24 protein-coding genes are annotated in these 23,378 nt (G+C 63.0%); 3 read left to right on the top strand and 21 right to left on the bottom strand.

All coding sequences use genetic code 11. From position 1 onward, the window contains the following. Positions 1 to 33 precede the first annotated feature (33 nt). From MnOB_RS07360 to MnOB_RS07350, 3 genes are read right to left on the bottom strand one after another with little or no spacing between them, the layout of a single operon-like run. Positions 34 to 570, bottom strand: coding sequence for a response regulator (locus tag MnOB_RS07360; protein WP_077523557.1), 537 nt, complete (start codon positions 568 to 570; stop codon positions 34 to 36). Continuing rightward, positions 567 to 1,913, bottom strand: coding sequence for a response regulator c-di-GMP phosphodiesterase, NosR family (gene nosR, locus MnOB_RS07355; protein ID WP_077523555.1), 1,347 nt, complete (start codon positions 1,911 to 1,913; stop codon positions 567 to 569). Before nosR ends, MnOB_RS07360 begins: the two co-directional genes overlap by 4 nt. After that, complete coding sequence (locus tag MnOB_RS07350) at positions 1,910 to 3,184, bottom strand: ATP-binding protein (RefSeq protein ID WP_077523553.1); 1,275 nt, start codon at positions 3,182 to 3,184, stop codon at positions 1,910 to 1,912. The genes nosR and MnOB_RS07350 overlap by 4 nt, the downstream gene beginning before the upstream one ends. Before the next feature lie 168 nt (positions 3,185 to 3,352). Between MnOB_RS07350 and MnOB_RS07345 the strand changes: the two genes are divergently transcribed. After that, positions 3,353 to 4,057, top strand: a complete 705-nt coding sequence (locus tag MnOB_RS07345; RefSeq protein WP_077523551.1) for a DUF6901 family protein — start codon at positions 3,353 to 3,355, stop codon at positions 4,055 to 4,057. A 119-nt stretch (positions 4,058 to 4,176) separates the two neighbouring features. Here MnOB_RS07345 and MnOB_RS07340 read toward each other — a convergent pair whose 3' ends face one another. The 3 genes from MnOB_RS07340 to fnr all read right to left on the bottom strand — a co-directional run bounded on the left by MnOB_RS07340 (position 4,177) and on the right by fnr (position 6,607). After that, on the bottom strand, positions 4,177 to 5,013 hold the full coding sequence (locus tag MnOB_RS07340) for a metal-dependent hydrolase (RefSeq protein ID WP_077523549.1): 837 nt from the start codon (positions 5,011 to 5,013) through the stop codon (positions 4,177 to 4,179). 244 nt (positions 5,014 to 5,257) lie between these two features. Further along, complete coding sequence (locus tag MnOB_RS07335; RefSeq protein WP_028630914.1) at positions 5,258 to 5,806, bottom strand: adenine phosphoribosyltransferase; 549 nt, start codon at positions 5,804 to 5,806, stop codon at positions 5,258 to 5,260. 66 nt (positions 5,807 to 5,872) lie between these two features. Continuing rightward, on the bottom strand, positions 5,873 to 6,607 hold the full coding sequence (gene fnr, locus MnOB_RS07330; RefSeq protein WP_077523547.1) for a fumarate/nitrate reduction transcriptional regulator Fnr: 735 nt from the start codon (positions 6,605 to 6,607) through the stop codon (positions 5,873 to 5,875). Between the two features lie 147 nt (positions 6,608 to 6,754). Here fnr and MnOB_RS07325 point away from each other — a divergent pair, with 147 nt between their 5' ends. Then, complete coding sequence (locus tag MnOB_RS07325; RefSeq protein ID WP_234358213.1) at positions 6,755 to 7,204, top strand: hypothetical protein; 450 nt, start codon at positions 6,755 to 6,757, stop codon at positions 7,202 to 7,204. Between the two features lie 4 nt (positions 7,205 to 7,208). On the opposite strand, the gene hemN is transcribed toward MnOB_RS07325, so the two are convergent. The 14 genes from hemN to ccoN (MnOB_RS07255) all read right to left on the bottom strand — a co-directional run bounded on the left by hemN (position 7,209) and on the right by ccoN (MnOB_RS07255) (position 20,926). Beyond that, positions 7,209 to 8,591, bottom strand: coding sequence for an oxygen-independent coproporphyrinogen III oxidase (gene hemN / locus MnOB_RS07320; protein WP_077523545.1), 1,383 nt, complete (start codon positions 8,589 to 8,591; stop codon positions 7,209 to 7,211). Positions 8,592 to 8,672: 81 nt separating this feature from the next. Next, a complete protein-coding gene (locus MnOB_RS07315) occupies positions 8,673 to 9,413 on the bottom strand; it encodes a sulfite exporter TauE/SafE family protein (RefSeq protein WP_077523543.1) in 741 nt (246 codons plus the stop codon). Then, on the bottom strand, positions 9,406 to 9,627 hold the full coding sequence (gene ccoS, locus MnOB_RS07310) for a cbb3-type cytochrome oxidase assembly protein CcoS (protein WP_077523541.1): 222 nt from the start codon (positions 9,625 to 9,627) through the stop codon (positions 9,406 to 9,408). Before ccoS ends, MnOB_RS07315 begins: the two co-directional genes overlap by 8 nt. 27 nt (positions 9,628 to 9,654) lie before the next feature. Further along, positions 9,655 to 12,054, bottom strand: coding sequence for a heavy metal translocating P-type ATPase (locus MnOB_RS07305; protein WP_077523539.1), 2,400 nt, complete (start codon positions 12,052 to 12,054; stop codon positions 9,655 to 9,657). Positions 12,055 to 12,058: 4 nt separating this feature from the next. Further along, a complete protein-coding gene (locus MnOB_RS07300) occupies positions 12,059 to 12,556 on the bottom strand; it encodes a FixH family protein (protein WP_077523537.1) in 498 nt (165 codons plus the stop codon). A 14-nt stretch (positions 12,557 to 12,570) separates the two neighbouring features. Next, positions 12,571 to 13,986: a cytochrome c oxidase accessory protein CcoG gene (gene ccoG, locus MnOB_RS07295; RefSeq protein WP_077523535.1), complete on the bottom strand. Its 1,416-nt coding sequence runs from the start codon at positions 13,984 to 13,986 to the stop codon at positions 12,571 to 12,573. Positions 13,987 to 14,121: 135 nt separating this feature from the next. Beyond that, on the bottom strand, positions 14,122 to 15,096 hold the full coding sequence (ccoP, locus tag MnOB_RS07290; RefSeq protein WP_077523533.1) for a cytochrome-c oxidase, cbb3-type subunit III: 975 nt from the start codon (positions 15,094 to 15,096) through the stop codon (positions 14,122 to 14,124). After that, positions 15,093 to 15,281, bottom strand: coding sequence for a cbb3-type cytochrome oxidase subunit 3 (locus MnOB_RS07285; protein WP_077523531.1), 189 nt, complete (start codon positions 15,279 to 15,281; stop codon positions 15,093 to 15,095). The genes ccoP (MnOB_RS07290) and MnOB_RS07285 overlap by 4 nt, the downstream gene beginning before the upstream one ends. Before the next feature lie 6 nt (positions 15,282 to 15,287). Further along, positions 15,288 to 15,899, bottom strand: coding sequence for a cytochrome-c oxidase, cbb3-type subunit II (ccoO, locus tag MnOB_RS07280; protein WP_077523529.1), 612 nt, complete (start codon positions 15,897 to 15,899; stop codon positions 15,288 to 15,290). Beyond that, a complete protein-coding gene (gene ccoN / locus MnOB_RS07275; protein ID WP_077523526.1) occupies positions 15,899 to 17,338 on the bottom strand; it encodes a cytochrome-c oxidase, cbb3-type subunit I in 1,440 nt (479 codons plus the stop codon). Before ccoN (MnOB_RS07275) ends, ccoO (MnOB_RS07280) begins: the two co-directional genes overlap by 1 nt. Positions 17,339 to 17,774: 436 nt before the next feature. Next, positions 17,775 to 18,710 (bottom strand): cytochrome-c oxidase, cbb3-type subunit III, encoded by a 936-nt coding sequence (ccoP, locus tag MnOB_RS07270; RefSeq protein WP_077523524.1) that lies wholly within the window; start codon positions 18,708 to 18,710, stop codon positions 17,775 to 17,777. Beyond that, a complete protein-coding gene (locus MnOB_RS07265) occupies positions 18,707 to 18,874 on the bottom strand; it encodes a cbb3-type cytochrome oxidase subunit 3 (RefSeq protein ID WP_077523522.1) in 168 nt (55 codons plus the stop codon). Before MnOB_RS07265 ends, ccoP (MnOB_RS07270) begins: the two co-directional genes overlap by 4 nt. A 4-nt stretch (positions 18,875 to 18,878) precedes the next feature. Beyond that, positions 18,879 to 19,490, bottom strand: a complete 612-nt coding sequence (gene ccoO / locus MnOB_RS07260; protein WP_077523520.1) for a cytochrome-c oxidase, cbb3-type subunit II — start codon at positions 19,488 to 19,490, stop codon at positions 18,879 to 18,881. Further along, a complete protein-coding gene (gene ccoN, locus MnOB_RS07255; RefSeq protein WP_077523518.1) occupies positions 19,490 to 20,926 on the bottom strand; it encodes a cytochrome-c oxidase, cbb3-type subunit I in 1,437 nt (478 codons plus the stop codon). The genes ccoO (MnOB_RS07260) and ccoN (MnOB_RS07255) overlap by 1 nt, the downstream gene beginning before the upstream one ends. Positions 20,927 to 21,033: 107 nt before the next feature. Here ccoN (MnOB_RS07255) and MnOB_RS07250 point away from each other — a divergent pair, with 107 nt between their 5' ends. Then, positions 21,034 to 21,663, top strand: coding sequence for an alpha/beta family hydrolase (locus MnOB_RS07250; protein WP_077523516.1), 630 nt, complete (start codon positions 21,034 to 21,036; stop codon positions 21,661 to 21,663). Between the two features lie 39 nt (positions 21,664 to 21,702). Here MnOB_RS07250 and MnOB_RS07245 read toward each other — a convergent pair whose 3' ends face one another. After that, the gene (locus tag MnOB_RS07245) at positions 21,703 to 23,268 is read right to left on the bottom strand and encodes a methyl-accepting chemotaxis protein (protein WP_077523514.1); all 1,566 of its coding nucleotides are present in this window, start codon (positions 23,266 to 23,268) and stop codon (positions 21,703 to 21,705) included. Positions 23,269 to 23,378: the final 110 nt, after the last annotated feature.

The following is a 23,378-nucleotide window of genomic DNA, read 5'->3' as shown; positions in this document are numbered from 1 at the left end:
TTCCGGTGGCGGGGCGGTACTGGCTGACCAGACTCAGTCATCCAGGTCGTAGTCCTCGAGCAGCACGGCGCCATCGGCGTCACGGCGCACACGCGTCAGCCCGGGGTGCTCGCTTTCCAGACGCAGCAGCTCGCGGTGCTGGCGTTCGAGGGTGTCCTGCTGGCCGCGAACCTGTTCCAGCAGGCGGCGGTTCTCGTCGCGCAGCAGGAAGAGGTCGACGGCGGCTTGCAGGGCGCTTTCGATGTCGTAGTTCTCCCAGGGCTTGGAGAGGAAGCGATAGACCTCGGCACGGTTGATCGCCTGCATCAGCGTGGTGCGGTCGCCATGGGCGCTGAGCAGCATGCGCAGGGCATGGGGCTGGCGCTGGCGGGCGAACTGCAGGTAGGTCAGTCCGTCCAGTTGCGGCATGTTGAGGTCGCAGATGATGGCGGCGTACTGGTGTTCGGCCAGCGCCGACAATGCGGTTTCGGGATTGTCGAAAGCGTGCAGGACCCAGCCCTGCGGTCGCAACAGGCGTTGCAGGGCGCTGAGGATATGCGGTTCGTCGTCCACCAACTGGATCTTGATCATCGTGGCTGCTCCTTTGCCGGGGTCGCGTCTGCTTCCGGCAGGCGGACGTGAAGGGTGTAGCGCGTGCCTTCGCTGGCCTCGAAGGCGATGAGCTTGTCGATCAGGGCGCGGCTGAGCTGTTTGCCCGCATTGAGCAGCAGCATGCCGCTGTCGGCCTGGAGGTTGCGGGCCAGCACCATGCCGGGTTCCAGGCGGCGCGTGTCGACCGCGAGGATGCCGGGATCGGCCTCCAGCAGGTCCGGCGCATGAAGCGTGCAGAAGTCGATGAATTGCCGGCAGAGCGTCGGGTCGTAGAGGCGTCCGGCGTATCGGGCGAGTAGTTGCAGGGCTTCCGGCCGGGGCAACGGGCGCTGCAGCACCAGCCCGCGTTGCAGCTCGACGAAATCCACCGCCAACTTGAGCAGGCGGGCACCGTAGGGAATGTCTTCGCCGTGCAGTTGATCCGGGAAACCGGTGCCGTTCCAGCGCTCCTGGTGGTGGCGGATCAGCCGACCGGCGTCGTGCAGTGGCTCCAGCGCCATGAGCAGGCTTTCACCCAGCTGCGGGTAGCGGCAGTAGCGCTCCCGCTCCTCGCGGTGCAACAGGTCGCTGGGCCGGTTGAGCAGGTGGTCGTCCCAGGTCAGCTTGCCGAGGTTGTAGAGGGCGGCGGCCATGGCCAGGTCGCGGGTATCCGCCTCCGGTAGCTGATGCTCGTTGGCGAAGGCGCGCACCAGGGCGATGACCTGGGCGTTGCATTGCTTGTCGCCGGGCAGGCGCTGGGTGAGCAGGGAGGAGAAGACTTCCGTGGCGGTCACGTAGCTGCGCCGCAGTTCGTCATAGGCCAGGTCGAGCATGTCGGCGGTCTGCTGCAACTCGGCGGTACGGTCGCGGACCCGCTGCTCCAGGCTGGCGTTGAGTTCCTGCAGGCGCTGGTTCTGTTCCAGGGTGAGGCTTTCCAGGCGCTGGTGCTCGCGTTCGGCATGCTGGTGGGCGAGGGCCTGGCGCAGGGTGAAGCGCAGCTCGTCGTCATTCCAGGGTTTGCCGAGGTAGCGGTAGATCTGTCCCTGGTTGATGGCGCGAATGCTCGTGTCCAGATCGGTGGCGCCGGTGAGCATCAGTCGCAGCGTGCCCGGCCAGCGCTTCTGTATTTCTGCAAGCAGGGCGGGCCCATCGAGTCCGGGCATGCGGGCATCGGAAACCACCAGGTCGACCTCGTTCGCCGCCAGCAGGCCGAGGGCCTCCATGCCGCCGTTGGCGGTGAGCAGCTCGTAGGGTTCGCCTCGCAGGACGCGACGCAGGGCGCTGAGGATGTGTTCCTCGTCATCCACCAGTAGCAGGGTGGGGCGGCGCTGGGCTTCACTCATGCCTGCACCCCGCCGGGCTGGGGTTGCTGCCGGGGCAGCCAGACGCGGAAGCGCGTGCCGTGGCCGGGCTGGCTCACCACTTCGATGCGGCCGTTGTGTTTCTGCACGATGTTGTAGGAAAGCGCGAGGCCCAGTCCGGTGCCTTTACCCACCGGCTTGGTGGTGAAGAAGGGCTCGTAGATGCGGTTGAGAATGGCCGGGTCGATGCCCTTGCCGTCGTCTTCCACTTCCAGCCAGACCCAGTCGCCCTGCTGGCCGCTGCGCAGGGTGATACGACCGAAGCCCTCGATGGCGTGGGCGGCGTTGATCAGGAGGTTCATCACCACCTGGTTGATCTGCGAAGGAATGCATTCCACCAGCGGCAGTTCGCCGTAATCGCGCATCACTTTGGCCTTGTACTTGAGTTCGTTGTTGACCAGGTTGAGGGTGCTGTCGAAGCCCTTGTGCAGGTCGGCGGCGCGGAACGCCTCCTCTTCGATGTGGGAGAAGTCCTTGAGGGCGGTGATGATTTTCTTGACCCGCTCGATGCCGTCCTCGGATTCGTGGATCAGGGCTTCGACGTCGTTGCGGATGTAGTCGTATTCCAGGCTGCGCTTGAGCTGCTGGAGCTCTTCCAGGCTACCGACGCCGTCCACTGCGTCGACGATGCGCAACAGGTCGTTGACGTAGCCGGTGAGGGTCTTGAGGTTGGAAAACACGTAGCCGATCGGGTTGTTGATCTCATGGGCTACGCCGGCGGCCAACTGGCCGATGGCGGCGAGCTTCTCTGACTGCAGCAACTGGGCGTTGGCCTTTTCCAGCTTGTGCACCAATTGCTCCTGTTCCAGCTGCTTGCTGCCCAAGGCATTGAGGGCGGCGGCCAGCTGTTCGTTGGAGCGGGCGAATTCAGTGGTGTCGTAGAGCAGCAGGCCCAGGCAGCGTTCGCCGCCGTAGTCGAAGGGAAACAGCAGGGTGCTCTGCAGGCGCAGCGGAGTGACCTGGCCTTCAGGGCTGTAGGGGAGCTGGATCAGGTAGGGATCTTCGCGCCAATGGGTGTAGGCGTGCAGGCCCTGGTCGCGGGCTCTGGCCACCATCTTGCCGAGGCGCGGCGTTTCTGTTTCCGGGAAGACAGTGGTCAGCGGTTGTCGCAGGGCCTGGGCCAGGACTTTTCCGCTGCGCTGGCTGACGAATTCGTTCCAGTGAAGGATGCGCAGCTCCTGGTCGAGGATGATGACACCCACCTCGATCTGTTCAACCAGGGCTCCGGCAAGGTCAAAAGGGCTGCTTTCCATGATGTCGCCCGCTTTTTTCGCTGTGGAACGGTTGGCAGGGTTGAATTCTTTCGCTTGTCCGACTTTGTTGTACGAAGTGTATGACAGATTTCAGGCGTCTGAATCCTGTCGGTGATTGCGCTTTGATGGCGCCAGGGAATCCTTTCAACTGGAAAGCAAGGTTAGACCATGGGGCTGGAGCCAAGGGCTGAGGCACAGGTTCGCTACGAGATCGGTTTCCCCGACGGCCGCCTGTGGGTGCATGAGGTGGACCTGGCGGGCCAGGGCGCGAGCTCGGACAACCTGCCGGAGTGGGCGCGGCTGGGCTTCCGGCAGTGCAGCCATTGCCCGCTGAGGGTGACTGAGGTGCAGCACTGCCCCTTCGCGAAGGCGTTGGCGCAGCCGGTCGCGGTGCTGGCGCATTCACCGTCTTACGAGGAAGTGCGGGTGACCGTGTTCTGGCGGGGACGGGAAATTCGCCAGCAGACCACCTTGCAACGTGCGCTCGGCTCGCTGCTCGGGCTGCTCGGGGCGACCAGCGGTTGTCCGCACACGCGCATGTTGCGGGCGATGGCCTGGTTCCACTGGCCGTTCAGCAATTCGGCGGAGACGCTTTATCGCGCCCTGGGCACCTATTTGCTGGGCCAGCACCTGCGCAGGCAGCGCGGCCTGGAACCGGACTGGGACATGGACGGTTTGCGCGAGCAGTACCGCAACCTGCGACTGGTCAATCTGGGCATGGCCGGGCGCCTGCGCGCCGCCGCGGAGGAGGATTCCAGTCTAAACGGGTTGATCCTGCTGGACCTGCTTGCAGCCGACACCCTGTATTCGCTGGATAGCTACGAAGGGGAGCTGGACGGGTTCTTTGCGGAGTATTTCGAGGAGGGGGTGTAGGGGCGAATTCATTCGCCAAGCGGGCCATTGGCCCGCCCTGATGGATTCGAGGGGGCAACGTTGTTGCCCTTGGCGAATGAATTCGCCCCTACAAGTGCATAGGGCGCCTCTACGGGAGATCAGCCGTTGAAGCCCAGGCGCTCCTTCCAGCGCGTTTCCAGTGCCTTGGTTTCGTGGTCAAGCGGGTGGAATCCGGGACGGTAGTAATCCAGGTAAGGCTTGATCATCTTCGGGAAGTAGCCGTTGCGCGGGCCCAGGAGGGTCTTCAGGCCACGGGCCCAGCTGCGCCAGTTGAACAGCTGACCATCCTTGCGCATCAGGTGGACCTGGAAGGTCATGATCACGCCGAAGAACAGGAAGGTGGTCAGTGCCATGGTGATGGTACGGATCAGGTAGCCGCCGCCGATCGCGTTATAGGCGTCGTAGCACACCGCCTTGTGCTCGTTTTCCTCGATGGCGTGCCACATCCACAGCTTGTACATCTTCGGGTCGTCCATCTGGGTGTTGATGTCTTCCCGACGCAGCAGTTGCTCGGCCATGGTGGCGGTGAAGTGCTCCAGGGCACAGGTGGCGGCCAGGCGCTGCTTCCGGGTAGTGATGCGGGTGACCCACTCCAGCAGCACCTTGATGCGCAGTTCCAGCTTCTCCAGGTCGATGCCGTGCTCGGCGGCGTAGTCGTTGTAGGTCGCGTGCTCCTTGGAGTGCATGGCTTCCTGGCCGATGAAGGCGCTGATGTCCTTCTGCAGCTGCGGGTCGCTGACCTGGTCACGCACGGCGCGCACGCTGTCGACGAAGAACTTCTCGCCATACGGGAAGAGCGAGGAGAGGTTGTTCATGAAGTGCGTCATGAAGGGATCGCCACTCCACCAGTACTTCTGCGTCGACGCGAAGCTGAAGTCCATGCGGCGAACAGGGAAGTTGGCCTTGGGCAGGGGGGCACTGGCGCTGGCTGTCATGCGGGAATCCTCTCGGGCTCTGCGAGCCGTCCATTTGTTGTTATCGGTGGGCACGGCAACCGTGCCATCAGTCGATGTAACTATTGAGGATCGAGAGAGCAGGCGCGAGGGCTTGGGCGCCAACTTTCGGCGGGTGATTGCGGCGGGGAGTGGGGCGAGGAGTAACGCCAGCCGGAAGCGATGTAACCCGCGACGGCTGGCTGTGCTTCGGTTGGGGCCCGGCGGCGCAGGCCCCTATGCCCGATCAGCGTTCGTCGAGGGCGAAGGCGGTAAGGGCGAAGGTGGGGATGCCGGCGTCGGCGAGGCGCTCGGAGCCGCCTAGTTCGGGCAGATCGATGATGGCGGCGGCCTCGAACACGCTGGCGCCCATGCGCCGTACCAGACGGGTAGCGGCCAGCAGGGTACCGCCGGTGGCGATCAGGTCATCGAAGATCAGCACCTTGTCGCCGTCGCACAGGCTGTCGCTGTGCACTTCGAGGAAGGCTTCGCCGTATTCGGTCTGGTAGGGCTCGGAAAGCACGTCGGCCGGGAGCTTGCCCTGCTTGCGGAAAAGCACCAGCGGCTTGTTGAGTTCGTAGGCGATGATCGAACCGATCAGGAAACCGCGGGCGTCCATCGCACCGATGTGGCTGAAGTCGGCTTCGACGTAGCGTTGGATGAAGCTGTCGGCCACCAGGCGCAGGGCCCGGGGGGACTGGAACAGCGGGGTGATGTCACGGAACACGACGCCGGGCTTGGGGAAGTCCGGAACTGGGCGGATCAGGGTCTTGATGGAAAAGTCGTCGAAGATCATCGTCGATGCCTGAGGGAGAGGGCGGGTGGAACGGGCGGGCCCAACCGGATGGTGGGCCCTCGAGGATCAGCTTTCGATGGTCCCGCCAGCCATGGCGCAGAGTTCGATTGGGTCGAGGATGTGCACTTCCTTGCCCTCGGCGGAGATCAGGTTCGCCTGCTGGAAACGGGTGAAGACGCGGGAAACGGTTTCGACCGCCAGTCCCAGGTAGTTGCCGATTTCGTTGCGTGACATGGCCAGACGGAACTGGTTGGCGGAGAAACCGCGAGCGCGGAAGCGGGCCGAGAGGTTGACCAGGAAGGTGGCGATGCGTTCGTCGGCGGTCTTCTTCGATAGCAGCAGCATCATCTGCTGGTCGTCGCGGATTTCGCGGCTCATCACACGCATCAACTGGCGGCGCAGTTGTGGCAGCTGGACCGAGAGTTCATCGAGGCGCTCGAAGGGAATTTCGCACACCGACGTGGTTTCCAGTGCCTGGGCGGAAACCGGGTAGAGCTCCGTGTCCATGCCGGAGAGGCCGACCAGCTCGCTGGGCAGGTGGAAACCGGTGATCTGTTCTTCGCCGGTGTCGGTCACGGTAAAGGTCTTGAGCGCACCGGAGCGCACGGCGAAGACGGAGCCGAACGCATCGCCCTGTCGGAACAGGAGCTCACCTTTCTTCAGAGGACGGCCGCGCTTGACGATTTCGTCCAGCGAATCCATGTCTTCCATGTTGAGCGACAGCGGCAGGCAGAGTGCGGCCAGGCTGCAATCCTTGCAGTGGGCCTGGGGAAGGTTGCGCACCTTGATGATTTCGGACATGAGCTATTCCTTGCAGAGCAAACACACATAGCCCGTAAGGTTAACGCAGGGTGCGGACAACGGCCAGAAAAGCCTGGCTGACTCGCCGTTCAAGATTGCTCGACGGCCGCCGATAACAGGGCTGAGTTTCGGGCAAGGAGTGGCCTTATGTTGCGCTTGGAGACCAATAGCCCCCTGTATCGCGTGGGTGAGGCAGTGCGGCGACGGGTCGCACGTGAGGAAGACGCCCCGGTAGACCTCGATGCCATGCGTCAGGGAATCCGTGTCAGCCTTTCCGAACTGGGCAAGACGCGTGCTGCCCAGAAGAACGACGACATCGATCAGAGCAGTCTGCCCGATGGCATCAAGGAGTTGTTGAAGCTGATCCGCGCGCTCAAGGCTCAGATTGCCGAGCGGCAGGCCGAACTGGAGGCGATCGCGGCTGATCAGAGCCTGGACGAGGAGACCCGCTTGCAGCGCCTGGAAGCGCTGCGCGGCGAACTGGCTTCCCTGCAAGGCGCGTTGAGCAGCGCCAACCTCAATCTGGCCAAGGCGATTCGCGATGCCGGCCTCAGCGATGAGCAGTCGCTGGAAGTCGGCAAGTTGCTGAACGCCTGACCTCTCAAATCACCCGTGAGAAACGCTGCTGGTTGTGATCGGCCAGATAAAGGTCGAAGAGCATGCAGAGGGAGCGAACCAGCAGGCGGCCGGCCGGCAGTACGTCGATACGGCTATCGCTGAGCTCGATCAAACGATCCTGGTGCATTTGCTGCAGTTGCGGCCAGATTTCCGCGAAATAACCGCGAAATTCAATGTTGAAGCGGGCTTCGATGCTGGCGAAATCCAGCTCGAAATCGCAAATCAGCTGCTGGATCACTGCTCGACGGATTCGGTCGTCTTCGTCGCACAGTAAGCCACGGTTGGTGGCGAGCAGGTTCCGCTCCAACGCCTCCTGATACTCGTTGAGTTGCGCCGTGTTCTGGCAATAGAGGTCGCCAATCTGGCTGATGGCGGAAACGCCAAGACCAATCAGGTCGCAGTGGCCGTGGGTGGTGTAGCCCTGGAAATTACGTTGCAGGCGGCCGTCTTCCTGGGCGATGGCCAGTTCATCGTCGGGCAGGGCGAAGTGGTCCATGCCGATGTAGCGATAACCGGCGGCGCTCAGTTGCTCGGTGCTGCGCTGCAGCATTTCCAGTTTCTGTACGGGGCTGGGCAGGTCTTCGCTGCGGATGCGCCGTTGCGGCATGAAGCGATCCGGCAGGTGGGCGTAGTTGAATACCGAGAGCCGATCCGGTTGCAGGGCGATCACTTCGTTCACGGTGCGGGCGAAGCTCTCTGGCGTCTGCTTGGGCAGGCCATAGATTAGGTCGATATTCAGCGAACGGTACTGCAGGGTGCGCGCGGCCTCGACTATCGCACGGGTCTCTTCAAGGCTTTGCAGGCGGTTGACGGCGCGTTGCACGGCGGGGTCGAGGTCTTGCACGCCAAGGCTGACGCGGTTGAAGCCCAGTTCGCGGAGCAAGCCCATGGTGGACCAGTCGGCTTCGCGTGGGTCGATCTCGATGCCGTAATCGCCGGAGTCGTCATCCAGCAGGTTGAAGTGCTTGCGCAGATGGCCCATGAGCCGACGCAGTTCGTCATGGCTCAGGAAGGTGGGTGTGCCGCCGCCAAAGTGCAGTTGCTCGACCTTCTGTTGCGGGTCGAGGTGGCACGCGATGAGTTCGATTTCCCGCTCCAGGCGCTCAAGGTAAGGCAGGGCGCGGCCGCGGTCCTTGGTGATGACCTTGTTGCAGGCGCAGTAGTAGCAGATGTTCGCGCAGAACGGCACGTGCACGTACAGCGACAGGGGGCGACGCGCCTTGCGGCTGTCGCGCAGGGCATGGAGAAGGTCGAAGGAGCCCACCTTGTGGTTGAACTGAACGGCAGTGGGGTAGGAGGTGTAGCGGGGTCCTGATGTGTCATAGCGGCGGATCAGGCCCGCGTCCCAGCGAATATTGTCGAGCATGCGGGAGTCCCCGGTTCGGCTGTCTGTGCCAGGGAGTCTATGAGGCCACCACCAGGGCCATCTTGATTTGTATCAAACCGTTTAAGGGCTGTGGGTGCCGTGCTGGTGCTCGCTGCTGGCGGCACTGCTGCCATGCTCACCATGGCCCATCAACCAGGCCTGATGAGGCCCGGGCAGGGTCCAGAGACCGAAGAGGATCACCAGCAGGCCGCCCGCGACGCGAACGCCGCGCTTGCGCAGCAGCGCGGTCAGTCGCTCGGCAGCGAGGCCCGTGGCAATCAGCACCGGCAGGGTACCGAGGCCGAAGGCCAGCATCAGCAGGGCACTATCCGCCGCCGATCCCTGGCTGGCGGACCAGAGCAGGGTGCTGTAGACCAGGCCGCAGGGCAGCCAACCCCAGAGCCCGCCCAGCAACAAGGCGCGAGGCAGGCTGGACACCGGCAGCAGCTTGCGTGCTACCGGCTGGATATGGCGCCAGAGCCCCCGCCCCAAGGCCTCGATACGCGTCAGGCCGCTCCACCAGCCAGCCAGGTAGAGCCCCATGCAAATCAGCAGCAACGCGGCCACGATCCGCAGGGCCATGGCTGCCGGGCTGCTGGCAACGGCCCACCCGGCCAGGCCGATGAGCAAGCCGGCAAAGGTATAACTGAGGATGCGCCCAAGGTTGTAGGCCAGCAGTAGGCGCAGGCGACGGGCGCGTTGTTCAGGCGGAATGGCGAGTGTGAGAGCGCCCATCAGGCCGCCGCACATGCCGAGGCAATGACCGCCACCCAGCAGGCCGAGGATAAGCGCGGAGAGCAACAGGGGAGCGAGTTCAGCCACGGGGCTTGTCCTGCTCGTCCTTTTTGTCTTTCTCGCTGCCCTCGGCTTCGGCTATGCCGGCCTGGTGCTTGGGGTCCTCGTCATCGAAGAGGATGCTGTGGGCCGGGCCGTCGAGATCGTCGTACTGGCCGCTGTCCACTGCCCAGAAGAACAGCCAGATGGCGAAACCGACCAGGCCAATGGCGACCGGGATCAGTATGTATAGCGCTGGCATCAGGGGCTCCGATTGAAGATTCGTGGGTCAGGTGCGGGCCAGGCGCAGGGCGTTTACCGCCACCAGCAGCGAGCTGACCGACATGCCGAAAGCAGCCCACAGTGGAGTGATCCAGCCGAGGGCGGCGAAGGGCAGCACCAGGCCATTGTACAAGGTCGCCCAGGCCAGGTTCTCGACGATGATGCGGCGCGTCCGACGAGCCAGGGCGAATGCCTGCACCAGGCTGTCGAGCCGGTTGGAAAGCAGCACGGCATCCGCGCTGGTCTTGGCCAGGTCGGTGGCGCTGCCCATGGCGACGCTGATGTCCGCTCCGGCCAGGACTGGTACGTCGTTGACCCCGTCACCCAGCATCAGCACCTTGTGGCCCTGCTGATGGAGTTGGCGCAGGACTTCCAGCTTGGCATCCGGTGTCAGGCCGCCACGGGCATCGTCTATCCCTAGCTGCTGGGCGATGCCGCTCACCATGGGCGAGCTGTCGCCGGACAGCAGCAGGATCTTCCAGCCCCGTGCGCGGCAGGCATCCAGCAGCGCGGGGGCATCGTCCCGCAGACGGTCGTCGAGGACGAACCAGGCCAGGAGCCCCTGTTCATCTCCCAGCAGTAGCCATTGACCCTGGTCGCCAGGGATATCGGGTGCCGTCATGCCGCAGAGCTCGGCGACGAAGCCGGGTTGGCCAATACGCAGGCGTCGTTCGCCAACACGACCCTCCAACCCACGGCCGGGCACACTTTCCACCAGATCGGCTGCTTGCGGGGCTCGACCGAAAGCACGGGCGATGGGGTGTTCCGAACGGTTCTCGAGGGCCGCGGCCAGCCCCAGGCAGGTATCGCGATCCAGCGCCCCCAGCGGGTGGATGGCGCGCAGGGTCAAGCGGCCCTCGGTCAGCGTGCCGGTTTTGTCGAAGATCACCGTGTCGATCTGCTTCAGACCCTCCAGTACGTGGCCACGGGTCAGTAGCAGGCCGAGTTTGTGCAGGCTCCCCGTCGCGGTTGTGAGGGCGGTCGGGGTGGCCAGGGCGAGGGCGCAGGGACAGGTGGCCACCAGCAGGGAAAGCACGACCCAGAAGGCGCGATCGGGATCGATCTCCCACCAGGCGATGCCGACGATGGCAGCTGCCGCGAGGATGAAGATCAGGAACCACTGGGCGACTTTGTCGGCTACTTCTGCCAGGCGAGGCTTGTCCGCCTGGGCGCGCTCCAGCAGGCGGACGATGGCCGAGAGACGGGTATCGTCACCCAGGGCCTGGACCGCGATGGTGAGCGGGCCTTCGACGTTCAGGGTGCCGGCGGTTACGGCGTCGCCTTCGCTGCGTGGATGGGGCAGGTATTCGCCGGTGAGCAGGGATTCGTCGACGCTGGACTGGCCGGACAGAATCTGGCCATCGGCTGGCAGCAGAGCGCCCGGCGGGACCAGGACACGATCACCGATCTTCAGTTCGCTGAGGAGGATGCGCTCGCTATGACCTTTATCGTCCAGGCGGAGGCAGGAGGCTGGCAGCAGGTTGACCAGTTGCGCGGTGGCGGCAGCGGTGCGCTCCCGAGCGCGGCGTTCCAGGTAGCGGCCCGCCAGCAGGAACAGGGCGAACATGCCGACGGCGTCGAAGTACAGCTCGCCAACGCCGGTCACCGTGGACCAGATGCCTGCGACGTAGGCACCGCCGATGGCCAGGGAAACGGAAACGTCCATGGTCAGGTGGCGGGTGCGCAGATCGCGCAGGGCTCCGCGGAAGAACTGGCCGCAGCAATAGAAGACGATGGGCGTGGTGAGGAACAGGCTGACCCAGCGCAGGATGGTGTCCAGCTCGGGCGACAGGTCGATATTGAATTCCGGCCAAGTCGCCATCGCGGCCATCATCACCTGCATCCAGAGCAGGCCGGCGACCCCGAGCTGGCGCATGGCGCGTCGGTTTTCACTGGCGAGGCGTTCGGCAGCCTCGTCGGCCTTGTAGGGATGGCCGGCGTAACCGATCTTGCGCAGCTCCTTGAGCAACTGGCTCAGTGGCAGCTGGCTGTCGTACCAGCGCACCTGCAGGCGATGGTTGGACAGGTTGAGACTGGCCTCGGCAACACCCCCCAGCGCCTTGAGGTGCTTCTCGATCAGCCAGCCACAGGCGGCGCAGTTGATGCCTTCGATCAGCAGGCAGGTCTCGCTGAGGTCCCCCTGGTGCTGCACGAAGGGCTGCTGCACTTCGGAACGGTCGTAGAGGGCCAGCTCATCGGGTAGCTCGCGGGGCAGGGCGTCGGGATTGGGAGCGGTGTCGCTGCGGTGATGGTAGTAACTCTCCAGACCGCCGGCGACGATGGCTTCGGCCACCGCCTGGCATCCCGGACAGCACATGGCCCGCGTCTCTCCCAGCACGCGGGCCTCGAAACGGCTGCCGGCCGGAACCGGCAAACCACAGTGGTAGCAGGGAAGCGGTGCACTCATGCGCTTATTCGCCGAGGCGGATAACGCTGCCCTTGTCGAGGGTTTCTTCCTCGAACAGACGCCAATCCTGCCCCTGCTCCTGGCCGATCAACTCGACGAAGCGACGTCCGCTGACCGGGTCCTGAAGATGGCCACGGTATTGGCCGTCAGCCTGGGGCTGCAGCACGACGCGACGATCCTTCTCCGGCTGGGTAGGGGAGAGCAGGCTCAGTACCAGTTGCTGCGGACGGCTTTTTCCCGCGAGCTGCAGTGCGACTTCGCCGCTGCTCTCGTCGAGCTGCAAGCTGGCCTGCATGCCAAGTTGCTTGGCCAGGTTCTCGCGCTCCAGCGAGGTGTTGATGCCCTTGCCGACTTCGTAATAGTTGTCGGAGACCAGGCTCGGCGGGTTGCGGGTGGCGATCACCAGCATGGTGGTGCCGAGCACCACCGATGTGCCGAGGATGGCGAGGATGAACCACGGCCAGGGCTGCTTGTACCAAGGGCTGGGAGTATCGGACTGCATGGGTCTTCCGTTTGCTAGCGGACGCTTGGGCCGATGAAGCGGCTGTCGGCGTCGGTCTTGATGCTGGGGTCGTCCGCGCTGTGGACGCGGAAGAGGATCTTGTTGGTGCTGGAAGGCAACTGGTCGGGCTCGATGGACAGTTCCACCGGTACCGAAAGCACTTCGCCGGCGTCGGCGCGGACTTCGCGCTTGCCTTCGTAAACCAGGCCGTCAAGGCCTTCGGCGTCGATGACGAAGGTCTGGTCGACCTGGGCCTTGTTCATGATCTTCAGGGTGTAGACGTTCTCGATCCGACCCTGCTCGTTTTCGCGGAACAATACGCGGTCCTTGATCACGTCCAGTTCAACCAGGGAGCGGATGGCTACGGCATAGGCGAAAAGGCCGATCATGGCGACGAGGGCGATAGCGTAACCGATCAGGCGCGGGCGCATCAGATGGGTTTTCTGACCGTTCAGGTTGTGCTCGGTCGTGTAGCTGATCAGCCCTTTCGGGTAGTTCATCTTTTCCATGATGGTGTCGCAGGCGTCGATGCAGGCGGCGCAGCCGATGCACTCGACCTGCAGCCCGTCACGGATATCGATACCGGTGGGGCAGACCTGGACACACATGGTGCAGTCGATGCAGTCCCCCAGCCCTTGGGCCTTGTAGTCGAGCCCCTTCTTGCGCGGACCACGGGATTCGCCGCGGCGCGGATCATAGGAGACGATCAGGGTGTCCTTGTCGAACATCACGCTCTGGAAGCGTGCGTAGGGGCACATGTAGATGCACACCTGCTCGCGCAGCCAGCCGGCGTTGCCATAGGTGGCGAGGGTGAAGAATGCGACCCAGAAGTAGGCCCAGCCGCTGGAAGCGCCAGTAAAGAAGTCGATGACCAGATCGCGGATGGGGGTGAAGTAGCCGACGAAGGTCATGCCGGTGGCGAAGCCGATCAGCAGCCAGAGGCCGTGTTTGGCGGATTTGCGCAGGGCTTTCTGGCCGCTCATGGGGGCCTTGTCGAGCTTCATGCGCTGGTTGCGGTCACCCTCGGTGACTTTCTCGCACCACATGAAGATCCAGGTCCAGACGCTCTGGGGGCAGGTGTAGCCGCACCAGACGCGTCCAGCGAATACGGTAATGAAGAACAGGCCGAAGGCGCAGATGATCAGCAACCAGGAGAGAAGGACGAAATCCTGTGGCCAGAAGGTGGCGCCGAAGATGTAGAACTTGCGCTCGGGGAGGTTCCACCAAACGGCCTGGCGATCGTTCCAGCTGAGCCAGACGGTGCCGAAGTAGAGCAGGAAGAGAAAGGCGCCGCCGGCCATCCGCAGATTGCGAAACAGTCCGGTGAAGGCTCGGGTGTAGATCTTTTCGCGGCTGGCGTACAGGTCGGTGGTTGCACCGCCCTTGGCCGGGGGAGGGGTGACGTTCTTGACGGGAATCTGTTCGCTCATCGTTCTCATACCACGGCGGTTGTCGGCGCTCTGACCAGTGCATTGCCGGTCTGAGTCTTTCTATCCGCTATATATGGTACGCCTGATAGCGGCCTGCCATGTGCGACAGTGCGTCGCGCATGGCAGGCGAGGGTATTACTTGGATGCAGTTTCTGCAGCCGGTTTCTGCGACAGGCTGTAAACGTATGCAGCCAGCAGGTGCACCTTGTCGTTGCCGAGGACTTGCTCCTGGGCAGGCATGGTGCCTTGGCGACCATAACGGATGGTCTGTTGCAGCTGGGCGTAGCTGCTGCCGTAGATGAAAGCGTTCGGATGGGTCAGGTCCGGTGCGCCCATGGCCGGGGTGCCCTTGGCTTCCGCACCGTGGCACGCCACGCAGTTGGCCGCGAAGATGGCTTTACCGGCTTCCGGATCGGCCTTCACGTCTTTCGGCAGTTCGCGACCGTGGAGGGTCACGCGCAGGAAGGCGGCAACATCGCGTACGCCCTGGTCGCCGACAACTTCACCCCAGGCCGGCATCACGCCATGGCGACCACCCATGATGGTGGTCTTGATGGTGGCGGACTCGCCGCCCCAGCGCCAGTCGCGGTCGGTCAGGTTCGGGAAGCCGTAGGCGCCTTTGGCGTCGGAGCCGTGGCATACGGAGCAGTAGGACGCGAACATGCGGCCGCCCATTTTCAGGGCTTTCGGGTCCTGGGCCACTTCTTCGATCGGCATGGCAGCGTACTTGGCGAAGATCGGACCGTATTCCTTATCGGCCTTGTCCATCTCCTTTTCCCACTGGTGGACGCCAGTCCAGCCGGTCTGGCCGTTGGCGAAAGGCTTGCCTTCGGTTACTTCGCCGTAACCGGGGAAGATGCCTTTCCAGTTGCCCATGCCCGGGTACATGACCAGGTAGCCGACGGCGAAGATCAGGGTGCCGACGAACAGCATGAACCACCACTTGGGCAGCGGGTTGTCATATTCCTCGATACCGTCGAAAGCATGGCCGACGGTTTCTTCGGTGCTTTCCTGGCGCTGGCCACGGCGGGTGGCGAAGATCAGCCAGGTCAGCGCTACCAGCGTGGCGCTGGTGAGCAGGGTTACATACCAACTCCAGAACGAAGTCATTCTTTGTTACTCCTAGAATCTTGCTCGTCGCGCTCGGAAGATTTGGGCGGCTCATCCGCGAAGGGCAGGTTGGCAGCCTCGTCGAAGCTGCTTTTGCGCTTGCTGCTGTAGGCCCACAGCACGACGCCGATGAAGGCGACGAATACGATGAAAGTGCCTATGCCGCGGAGAGTCCCGATATCCATCTTGCGTTACCGTTTGTTCTTGATAGAGGTGCCCAGGCCTTGCAGGAACGCGACCAGCGCGTCCATCTCGGTCTTGCCTTTGACTGCCGCCTTGGCGCCGGCGATGTCTTCGTCGGTGTAGGGCACGCCCAGCTTGCGCAGAGCTTCCATCTTGTCAGCGGTGTGCTTGCCGTCGAGCTTGTTCTCAACCAACCAGGGGTAAGAGGGCATTTTCGATTCGGGCACTACGTTGCGCGGGTTGTACAGGTGCGCACGGTGCCAGTCGTCGGAGTAGCGGCCGCCAACGCGGGCCAGGTCCGGACCGGTACGCTTGGAGCCCCACAGGAAGGGGTGATCCCAGACGCTTTCGCCGGCAACGGAGTAGTGGCCATAACGCTCGGTTTCAGCGCGGAACGGACGGACCATCTGCGAGTGGCAGCCAACGCAGCCTTCGCGGATGTAGATGTCGCGGCCTTCGAGTTCCAGCGCAGTGCGCGGCTTCATGCCTTCCACCGGGGTGTTGGTGACGTCCTGGAAGAACAGCGGCACGATCTGCACCAGACCGCCAATGCTCACGGCAATCACCATGAACAGGGCCAGCAGGCCGATGTTCTTCTCAACTAATTCGTGTTGCTTCATTAGTGAGCTCCTTGCGGGATCTGCGCAGCGGCGTCGTATTCAGCCGGCTTCGCAGCACGTACGGTGCGATAGGTGTTGTAGGCCATCAGCAGCATGCCGGTCAGGAAGAAGGCGCCGCCGATCATGCGCACCAGGAAACCCGGGTGGCTGGCTTCCAGGGCTTCAACGAAGGAGTAGGTGAGGGTGCCGTCTTCGTTGACAGCGCGCCACATCAGGCCCTGGGTGATGCCGTTGACCCACATGGAGGCGATGTACAGCACGGTACCGATGGTGGCCAACCAGAAGTGGGCGTTGATCAGGCCAACGCTGTGCATCTGCTCGCGAGCGAACACCTTCGGAATCAGGTGATACAGGGAGCCGATGGAGATCATCGCTACCCAGCCGAGGGCGCCGGCGTGTACGTGGCCGATGGTCCAGTCGGTGTAGTGAGACAGGGCGTTGACGGTCTTGATGGCCATCATCGGGCCTTCGAAGGTGGACATGCCGTAGAAGGCCAGGGATACCACCAGGAAGCGCAGGATGGGGTCGGAACGCAGCTTATGCCAGGCGCCAGACAGGCTCATCATGCCGTTGATCATGCCACCCCAGCTCGGAGCCAGCAGGATCAGGGACATGGCCATGCCGAGGGACTGGGCCCAGTCCGGCAGAGCGGTGTAGTGCAGGTGGTGCGGACCGGCCCAGATGTACAGGGTGATCAGCGCCCAGAAGTGCACGATGGACAGGCGATAGGAGTAGATCGGACGCTCGGCCTGCTTCGGCACGAAGTAGTACATCATCCCCAGGAAGCCGGTGGTCAGGAAGAAGCCCACGGCGTTGTGGCCGTACCACCACTGGATCATGGCGTCGGTCGCGCCGGCGTACATGGAGTACGACTTGAAGGCGTAGACCGGCATTTCCATGCTGTTGACGATGTGCAGCATGGCGGTGACCAGGATGAAAGCGCCGAAGAACCAGTTGCCCACATAGATGTGCTTGGTCTTGCGCTTGATGATGGTTCCGAAGAAGACGACGCAGTAGGTGATCCAGACGATACCCAGGAGGATGTCGATCGGCCACTCCAGCTCGGCGTATTCCTTGGAGGAGGTGTAACCCAGCGGCAGGGTGATGACTGCCAGCACGATCACAGCTTGCCAGCCCCAGAAGGTGAAGGCGGCCAGACTATCGGATACCAGGCGGGCCTGGCAGGTGCGCTGCACCACATAGTAGGAAGTGGCGAACAGTGCGCATCCGCCGAAGGCGAAGATCACCGCGTTGGTATGCAGGGGACGCAGGCGGCCGAACGAAGTCCAAGGCAGGTTCAGGTTGAGTTCCGGCCACACAAGTTGTGCGGCGATGAACACGCCTAGACCCATCCCTATGACCCCCCAGATCACCGTCATAATGGCGAACTGGCGGACCACCTTATAGTTATAAGCAGTCTGACTGATTGCTGTGCTCATGCTAGGGGTTCCACGGTTAATGGAGTTTTTTTGGGGACAAAAAATCGGCGGCAAGTATGGAGAAAGAGGGTGGCCATTGCAACGACACAAGCCGACACAATCCGGGCTGGGAAGCCCACTGGACAAGGTTTTGCGGCTGTGCTGGCGGTTGTTCTCGACATGTCGTCGACGCCAAGTAAGTTGCGTGACTGGGGGGATTGCCTTGGAGTTGTGACAGGTGGCGGCTGGAAAGCAGCTTAGCCGATGTCAAAGAAGGGCGAGTGTTACTGGTCGGAGAGGTGCGACACTGGGTCGCACTATATAAAAGAAGGGGTGGGCACTTCCCTGTGTCCCAGGCACCCGGCTCAGGGCGCCTTCTTGCGCGGCATGCAGTTCGGCTTTCGGGCCTGGCTGCCAGGTTGGGGCGGCACGTCCTTGCGCCACCCCAGCTTTTCTCTTACTTGATCGCCAACTCCTGGTCTTTGCGGGACAGGCTGTAGATGTAGGCAGCCAGCACATGGACCTTGTCCTGGCCCAGGTATTCCTGCTGGGCTGGCATCTGGCCGTTGCGGCCGTGGCGAATGGTTTGTTGCAGTTGGGCGAGGCTCGACCCGTAGATCCAGCCGGCTGGGTGAGTCAGGTCAGGCGCGCCCATGGCCTCAGTGCCCTTGCCTTCGATGCCATGACAGGCGACGCAGGTAGTGGCGAAAAGTGCCTTGCCGGCTTCCGGGTCAGCTTTGGTGCCTTCCGGCAGCTTCAGGCCGGCGACGTCCTGACGCACATAGGCAGCGACATTCTTCACGCCATCGTCACCCAATACATCGCCCCACGCCGGCATGGCGGCGATCCTGCCGTGGAGGATGGACGTCTTGATGGTTTCCGGTTCGCCGCCCCAGCGCCAGTTGCTGTCGGCGAGGTTGGGGAAACCCATGGCGCCCTTGGCATCCGATCCATGGCAGATCGAACAGTAGGTGGCGAACAGGCGTCCACCCATCTTCATGGCTTGCGGGTCCCGCGCCACTTCTTCGATGGACATGGCGGAGTAGCGGGCGAAGATCGGTCCGTACTGTTGCTCGGCTTTGCTCACTTCGCGTTGCCATTGGCCTTCCTGGGTCCAGCCTTCGGCGTAACCGGGGAACAGGCCTTTCCAGTTGCCCAGGCCCGGATAAAGCACAAGGTAGCCGGCTGCGAAGATCAGGGTGCCGACGAACAGCATGAACCACCACTTGGGCAGTGGGTTGTCATATTCCTCGATGCCGTCGAAGGCGTGCCCCATGGTCTTGTCCGTGGTGCCCTTCGACTCGCCCTTGCGGGTCGCAAAGATCAGCCACAGCAGCACCAGCAACGTGAAGATAGTGAGCAGGGAGATGTACCAGCTCCAGAAAGTGGTCATGCGCGATTGCTCCTAGAATCGTTCCGGTCATCGTCGGCGAAGGGCAGGTTGGCAGCCTCGTCGAAGCTCGCCTTGCGCTTTCCGCTGTAGGCCCAGCAGATCACGCCAAGGGTGGCGATCAGCACCAGCAGGGTGCCAATGCCACGCAGGGTTCCGATGTCCATGGCCTTACCTCTTGTTCTTCAGGCTGGTGCCCAGTACCTGGAGGTAGGCGACCAGAGCGTCCATCTCGGTCTTGCCCTTGACCGCAGCCTGAGCGCCAGAGACGTCTTCGTCGCTATAGGGCACGCCGAGGGTCTGCATGGCGCGGAGCTTGGCGCCGGTGTCCTTGCCGTCCAGGGTGTTTTCCACCAGCCAGGGGTAGGCAGGCATCTTCGACTCCGGCACGACGTTGCGCGGGTTGTACAGGTGCGCACGGTGCCAGTCGTCGGAGTAGCGGCCGCCAACGCGGGCCAGGTCCGGACCGGTACGCTTGGAGCCCCACAGGAAGGGGTGATCCCAGACGCTTTCGCCGGCGACGGAGTAGTGGCCGTACCGCTCGGTTTCGGCGCGGAAGGGGCGGATCATTTGCGAGTGGCAGCCAACGCAGCCTTCGCGGATGTAGATGTCGCGACCTTCCAGTTGCAGGGCGGTGTAGGGCTTCATGCCGTCGACCGGTGTGTTGGTCACGTCCTGGAAGAACAGCGGCACGATCTGCACCAGGCCGCCGATGCTGACGGCCAGGACCATGAACAGCGCCAGGAGACCGACGTTCTTCTCGAGTTTCTCGTGCTGTTTCATCAGTGGGCTCCTTGCGGGATCTGCGCGGCGGCGTCGTATTCGGCTGGCTCGGACGCCTTCACCGTGCGCCAGGTGTTCCAGGCCATGAGGAACATGCCGCTGAAGAAGATGGCCCCGCCGATCACCCGCACCACGAAGCCGGGATGGCTGGCTTCCAGGGCTTCAACGAAGGAGTAGGTGAGGGTGCCGTCTTCGTTGACAGCGCGCCACATCAGGCCTTGGGCGATGCCGTTGACCCACATCGAGGCGATATAGAGAACGGTGCCGATGGTGGCCAACCAGAAGTGCGCGTTGATCAGGCCGGTGCTGTACATCTGCTCGCGACCGAACACCTTCGGGATCAGGTGGTACAGCGAGCCGATGGACACCATCGCTACCCAGCCAAGGGCGCCGGCGTGTACGTGGCCGATGGTCCAGTCGGTGTAGTGCGAGAGCGCGTTGACGGTCTTGATGGCCATCATCGGGCCTTCGAAGGTGGACATGCCGTAGAAGGCCAGGGATACCACCAGGAAGCGCAGGATCGGATCGTCGCGCAACTTATGCCATGCGCCGGAGAGGGTCATCATCCCGTTGATCATGCCGCCCCAACTCGGTGCCAGCAGTACCAGGGACATCACCATGCCGAGGGACTGGGCCCAGTCCGGCAGGGCGGTGTAGTGCAGGTGGTGTGGACCGGCCCAGATGTACAGGGTGATCAATGCCCAGAAGTGCACGATGGACAGGCGGTAGGAATACACCGGGCGCTCGGCCTGCTTGGGCACGAAGTAGTACATCATCCCCAGGAAGCCAGCAGTCAGGAAGAAGCCCACTGCGTTGTGGCCGTACCACCACTGGATCATGGCATCGGTGGCACCGGAGTAGAGGGAGTAGGACTTGGTCAGGGTGACCGGGATTTCCAGGTTGTTCACCAGGTGGAGGATGGCCACGGTGAGGATGAATCCACCGAAGAACCAGTTACCCACATAGATATGCTTGGTCTTGCGCTTCACCACGGTTCCGAAGAAGACGATGGCGTAGCTGACCCAGACAATGGTGATCAGGATGTCGATCGGCCATTCCAACTCGGCGTATTCTTTCGAGCTGGTCCAGCCCATTGGCAAACTGATGGCGGCCAGCACGATCACCAGCTGCCAGCCCCAGAAGGTAAAGGCGGCAAGTTTGTCGGAGATCAGGCGGGTCTGGCAGGTGCGCTGCACCGCGTAGTAGCTGGTGGCGAAGAGTGCGCATCCGCCGAACGCGAAGATCACTGCGTTGGTGTGTAGTGGGCGCAGTCGGCCGAAGCTCGTCCAGGGTAGGTTGAAGTTGAGTTCCGGCCAGGCCAATTGTGCGGCAATGAGAACGCCGAGCCCCATCCCGACTATTCCCCAAACCACCGTCATGATGGCGAATTGGCGGACCACCTTGTAGTTATAGGCGGTACTGCTTGCTGTGCTCATTTATGGGCTTCCGTCCACGGTTTTTGGATTGCGCGGCAAGCATGGTGAAAGCCCATTTGGTGGCTATTGATCTGGATCAATCGCCCACAATCGACGGAGAAGTCTGAATGCTCTTGTGGAACAGGCCTGATGGCCCGGCTTCGCACACTCTCATACTGGCCCATGGCGCCGGGGCGCCGATGGACAGCCCGTTCATGGATGACATGGCGCAAAGGCTCGCCGCGCGTGGCGTTGCGGTGGCCCGATTCGAGTTTCCCTACATGGCCGCACGGCGGGAGGATGGGCGGCGGCGCCCGCCTAATCCCCAGGCCCAGTTACTGAACTGCTGGCGGGAGATTCACGCCCTCGTGCGACAGCAGGTCACAGGGCCACTGGCCATTGGCGGCAAGTCCATGGGGGGGCGGATGGCGAGTCTGCTGGCCGATGACTTGGGCGTGGATGCACTGGTCTGCCTGGGCTATCCCTTCCATGCCGTGGGCAAGGCGGACAAGCCCCGTGTCGCGCATCTGGCAGACCTGAAGACGCCGACCCTGATCCTTCAGGGGGAGCGTGATCCCATGGGTGATCGTCTGACCGTGGCGGGATACAGCCTGTCGGATGCCATCGATGTGCACTGGTTGGGCGCGGCCGACCATGACCTGAAGCCCCTCAAGGCTTCGGGCCTGACCCATGAACAGCATCTGGACACTGCCGCGGACGCGATCACGGCGTTCCTGTCCGGGATACGCAAACCATGAAATGAAGAAGGGCGCCATCTGGCGCCCTTCTTCCTTGCTTCAACGATTGAACCTGTCCACCAGGGAGTACTGCCCCTGGGCGGTATGGGTGAGTTCTTCGCTGAGCAACGCCGTGCGCTGGGCCTCTCCCGAGGTCTGGTCGGCTAGATGCGCGATGCTGCTGATGCTCTGGTTGATCTGCTCGGCCACCGCGCTCTGTTCTTCGGTGGCAGCGGCGATCTGGTCAGCCATGTCAGCGATGTTGGCCACCGCTTCGCTGATGCCCACCAGTGCCTGGTCCGCCTGGAGCACGCGCTCGACGCCCTCATCTGCCTGGCGACGACCGTTCTCCATGGTATGCACGGCTTCCTCGGCGGTTTTCTGCAGTTGGGCGATCAATTGGTGGATCTGTCCGGTGGATTCCGCAGTGCGCTGGGCCAACTGGCGCACTTCGTCGGCGACGACGGCAAAGCCACGGCCCATTTCACCTGCCCGTGCGGCCTCGATTGCGGCGTTGAGGGCCAACAGGTTGGTCTGGTCGGCGATGCCTTTGATCACATCCACCACGCCACCGATTTCGTTGCTGTCCTGGGCCAGGCGCGTGACTGTTTCGCCGGTCTCGCCCACCGATTGCGAGAGGCGCTGGATGGCTTCGCGGGTTTCGGCGGCGATGTTGCGGCCCTGGCTGGTCAGGCGGTTGGCTTCCTGGGTGGCATCGGCGGTGCGCTGCACATTGTTGGCCACTTCCTGGGTGGTGGCGGCCATCTGGTTCACCGCGGTAGCCACCTGCTCGGTTTCCACGCGCTGGCGCTCCAGCCCTTCTGAGCTGTTGTGGGCCAGGGCGTCGGCTTGGCGGGCCTGCTGGGTGAGGTGTTCCGCGGTGTCCTGCAGGCGGGTCAGGCAGGTCTTCAGGCGGGCTTCCTGGCTGAGCATGGCCATTTCCAGGCGCGCCTGGACGCCCCGGCTGTCGGTATACATCTGAGCGATCAGCGGGTCTGAGGTGGTCTGCTCGGCCAGGTGCAACAGGCGCTTGATGCCGCGGTTCTGCCAGGCGAGTCCGACCAGGCCCAGCGGCACCGAGACCAGCGCGGCCAGGACGAAGCCCCAGTGGGAGTCCAGCCAGGCGCCGATCAGGAAACCGATCTGGCTGATGAGGATGAAGGGCAGCCAATCCTGGAGGACCGGCAGCCACTTGTCGCGGCTGGGGATGGCCGCCTTGCCGGTGTTCAGGCGCTGGTAGAGGGCTTCGGCACGGCGCACCTGTTCGGCGGTGGGCCTGATCCGCACGGACTCGTAGCCAGTGACCTGGTTGCCTTCGAATATGGGGGTGACGTAAGCATTCACCCAGTAGTGGTCGCCGTTCTTGGAGCGATTCTTCACGACTCCCATCCACGGGCGACCCTTCTTCAGGGTGGTCCACATGTGGGCGAATACGGCGGGGGGAACGTCCGGGTGACGCACCAGGTTGTGCGGGGAACGAAGCAGTTCGTCGCGGCTGTATCCGCTGATCTCGACGAACGCATCGTTGGCATAGGTGATGACGCCCTTGCTGTCCGTAGTGGAGATCAGGCGCTGCTCGGCGGGGAAACTGCGTTCCCGCTGGGTGATGGGTTGATTGTTTCTCATGGTTTCCTTCCGCAAGGCTTACAGCTTCTATCGGCATCCACGCCCTAAGGTTGAGCCTTTTCTTTGGTTCTTCGCGGATTTCCGGGGAGCCATGAAAAAAGAACGGCGAT

Source organism: Metapseudomonas resinovorans (genome assembly GCF_002003485.1).
Taxonomy (GTDB): Bacteria; Pseudomonadota; Gammaproteobacteria; order Pseudomonadales; family Pseudomonadaceae; genus Metapseudomonas; species Metapseudomonas resinovorans_D.
The sequence above is the reverse complement of the archived record's forward strand: the minus strand, read 5'-3'. Positions and strand labels throughout refer to the sequence as shown.

Coding starts and splice junctions, on each gene's coding strand:
- ccoN (WP_077523518.1), bottom strand. CDS start 20,926: ATGAGCACAGCAAGCAGTACCGCCTATAACTACAAGGTGGTCCGCCAA.
- ccoS (WP_077523541.1), bottom strand. CDS start 9,627: ATGCCAGCGCTATACATACTGATCCCGGTCGCCATTGGCCTGGTCGGT.
- hemN (WP_077523545.1), bottom strand. CDS start 8,591: ATGCTCGACAATATTCGCTGGGACGCGGGCCTGATCCGCCGCTATGAC.
- MnOB_RS07335 (WP_028630914.1), bottom strand. CDS start 5,806: ATGATCTTCGACGACTTTTCCATCAAGACCCTGATCCGCCCAGTTCCG.
- ccoP (WP_077523533.1), bottom strand. CDS start 15,096: ATGACTTCGTTCTGGAGTTGGTATGTAACCCTGCTCACCAGCGCCACG.
- MnOB_RS07345 (WP_077523551.1), top strand. CDS start 3,353: ATGGGGCTGGAGCCAAGGGCTGAGGCACAGGTTCGCTACGAGATCGGT.
- MnOB_RS07360 (WP_077523557.1), bottom strand. CDS start 570: ATGATCAAGATCCAGTTGGTGGACGACGAACCGCATATCCTCAGCGCC.
- fnr (WP_077523547.1), bottom strand. CDS start 6,607: ATGTCCGAAATCATCAAGGTGCGCAACCTTCCCCAGGCCCACTGCAAG.
- ccoN (WP_077523526.1), bottom strand. CDS start 17,338: ATGAGCACAGCAATCAGTCAGACTGCTTATAACTATAAGGTGGTCCGC.
- ccoO (WP_077523529.1), bottom strand. CDS start 15,899: ATGAAGCAACACGAATTAGTTGAGAAGAACATCGGCCTGCTGGCCCTG.
- MnOB_RS07250 (WP_077523516.1), top strand. CDS start 21,034: ATGCTCTTGTGGAACAGGCCTGATGGCCCGGCTTCGCACACTCTCATA.
- MnOB_RS07350 (WP_077523553.1), bottom strand. CDS start 3,184: ATGGAAAGCAGCCCTTTTGACCTTGCCGGAGCCCTGGTTGAACAGATC.
- MnOB_RS07300 (WP_077523537.1), bottom strand. CDS start 12,556: ATGCAGTCCGATACTCCCAGCCCTTGGTACAAGCAGCCCTGGCCGTGG.
- nosR (WP_077523555.1), bottom strand. CDS start 1,913: ATGAGTGAAGCCCAGCGCCGCCCCACCCTGCTACTGGTGGATGACGAG.
- MnOB_RS07340 (WP_077523549.1), bottom strand. CDS start 5,013: ATGACAGCCAGCGCCAGTGCCCCCCTGCCCAAGGCCAACTTCCCTGTT.
- ccoP (WP_077523524.1), bottom strand. CDS start 18,710: ATGACCACTTTCTGGAGCTGGTACATCTCCCTGCTCACTATCTTCACG.
- MnOB_RS07305 (WP_077523539.1), bottom strand. CDS start 12,054: ATGAGTGCACCGCTTCCCTGCTACCACTGTGGTTTGCCGGTTCCGGCC.
- MnOB_RS07325 (WP_234358213.1), top strand. CDS start 6,755: ATGTTGCGCTTGGAGACCAATAGCCCCCTGTATCGCGTGGGTGAGGCA.
- ccoG (WP_077523535.1), bottom strand. CDS start 13,986: ATGAGCGAACAGATTCCCGTCAAGAACGTCACCCCTCCCCCGGCCAAG.
- MnOB_RS07245 (WP_077523514.1), bottom strand. CDS start 23,268: ATGAGAAACAATCAACCCATCACCCAGCGGGAACGCAGTTTCCCCGCC.
- MnOB_RS07285 (WP_077523531.1), bottom strand. CDS start 15,281: ATGGATATCGGGACTCTCCGCGGCATAGGCACTTTCATCGTATTCGTC.
- MnOB_RS07265 (WP_077523522.1), bottom strand. CDS start 18,874: ATGGACATCGGAACCCTGCGTGGCATTGGCACCCTGCTGGTGCTGATC.
- ccoO (WP_077523520.1), bottom strand. CDS start 19,490: ATGAAACAGCACGAGAAACTCGAGAAGAACGTCGGTCTCCTGGCGCTG.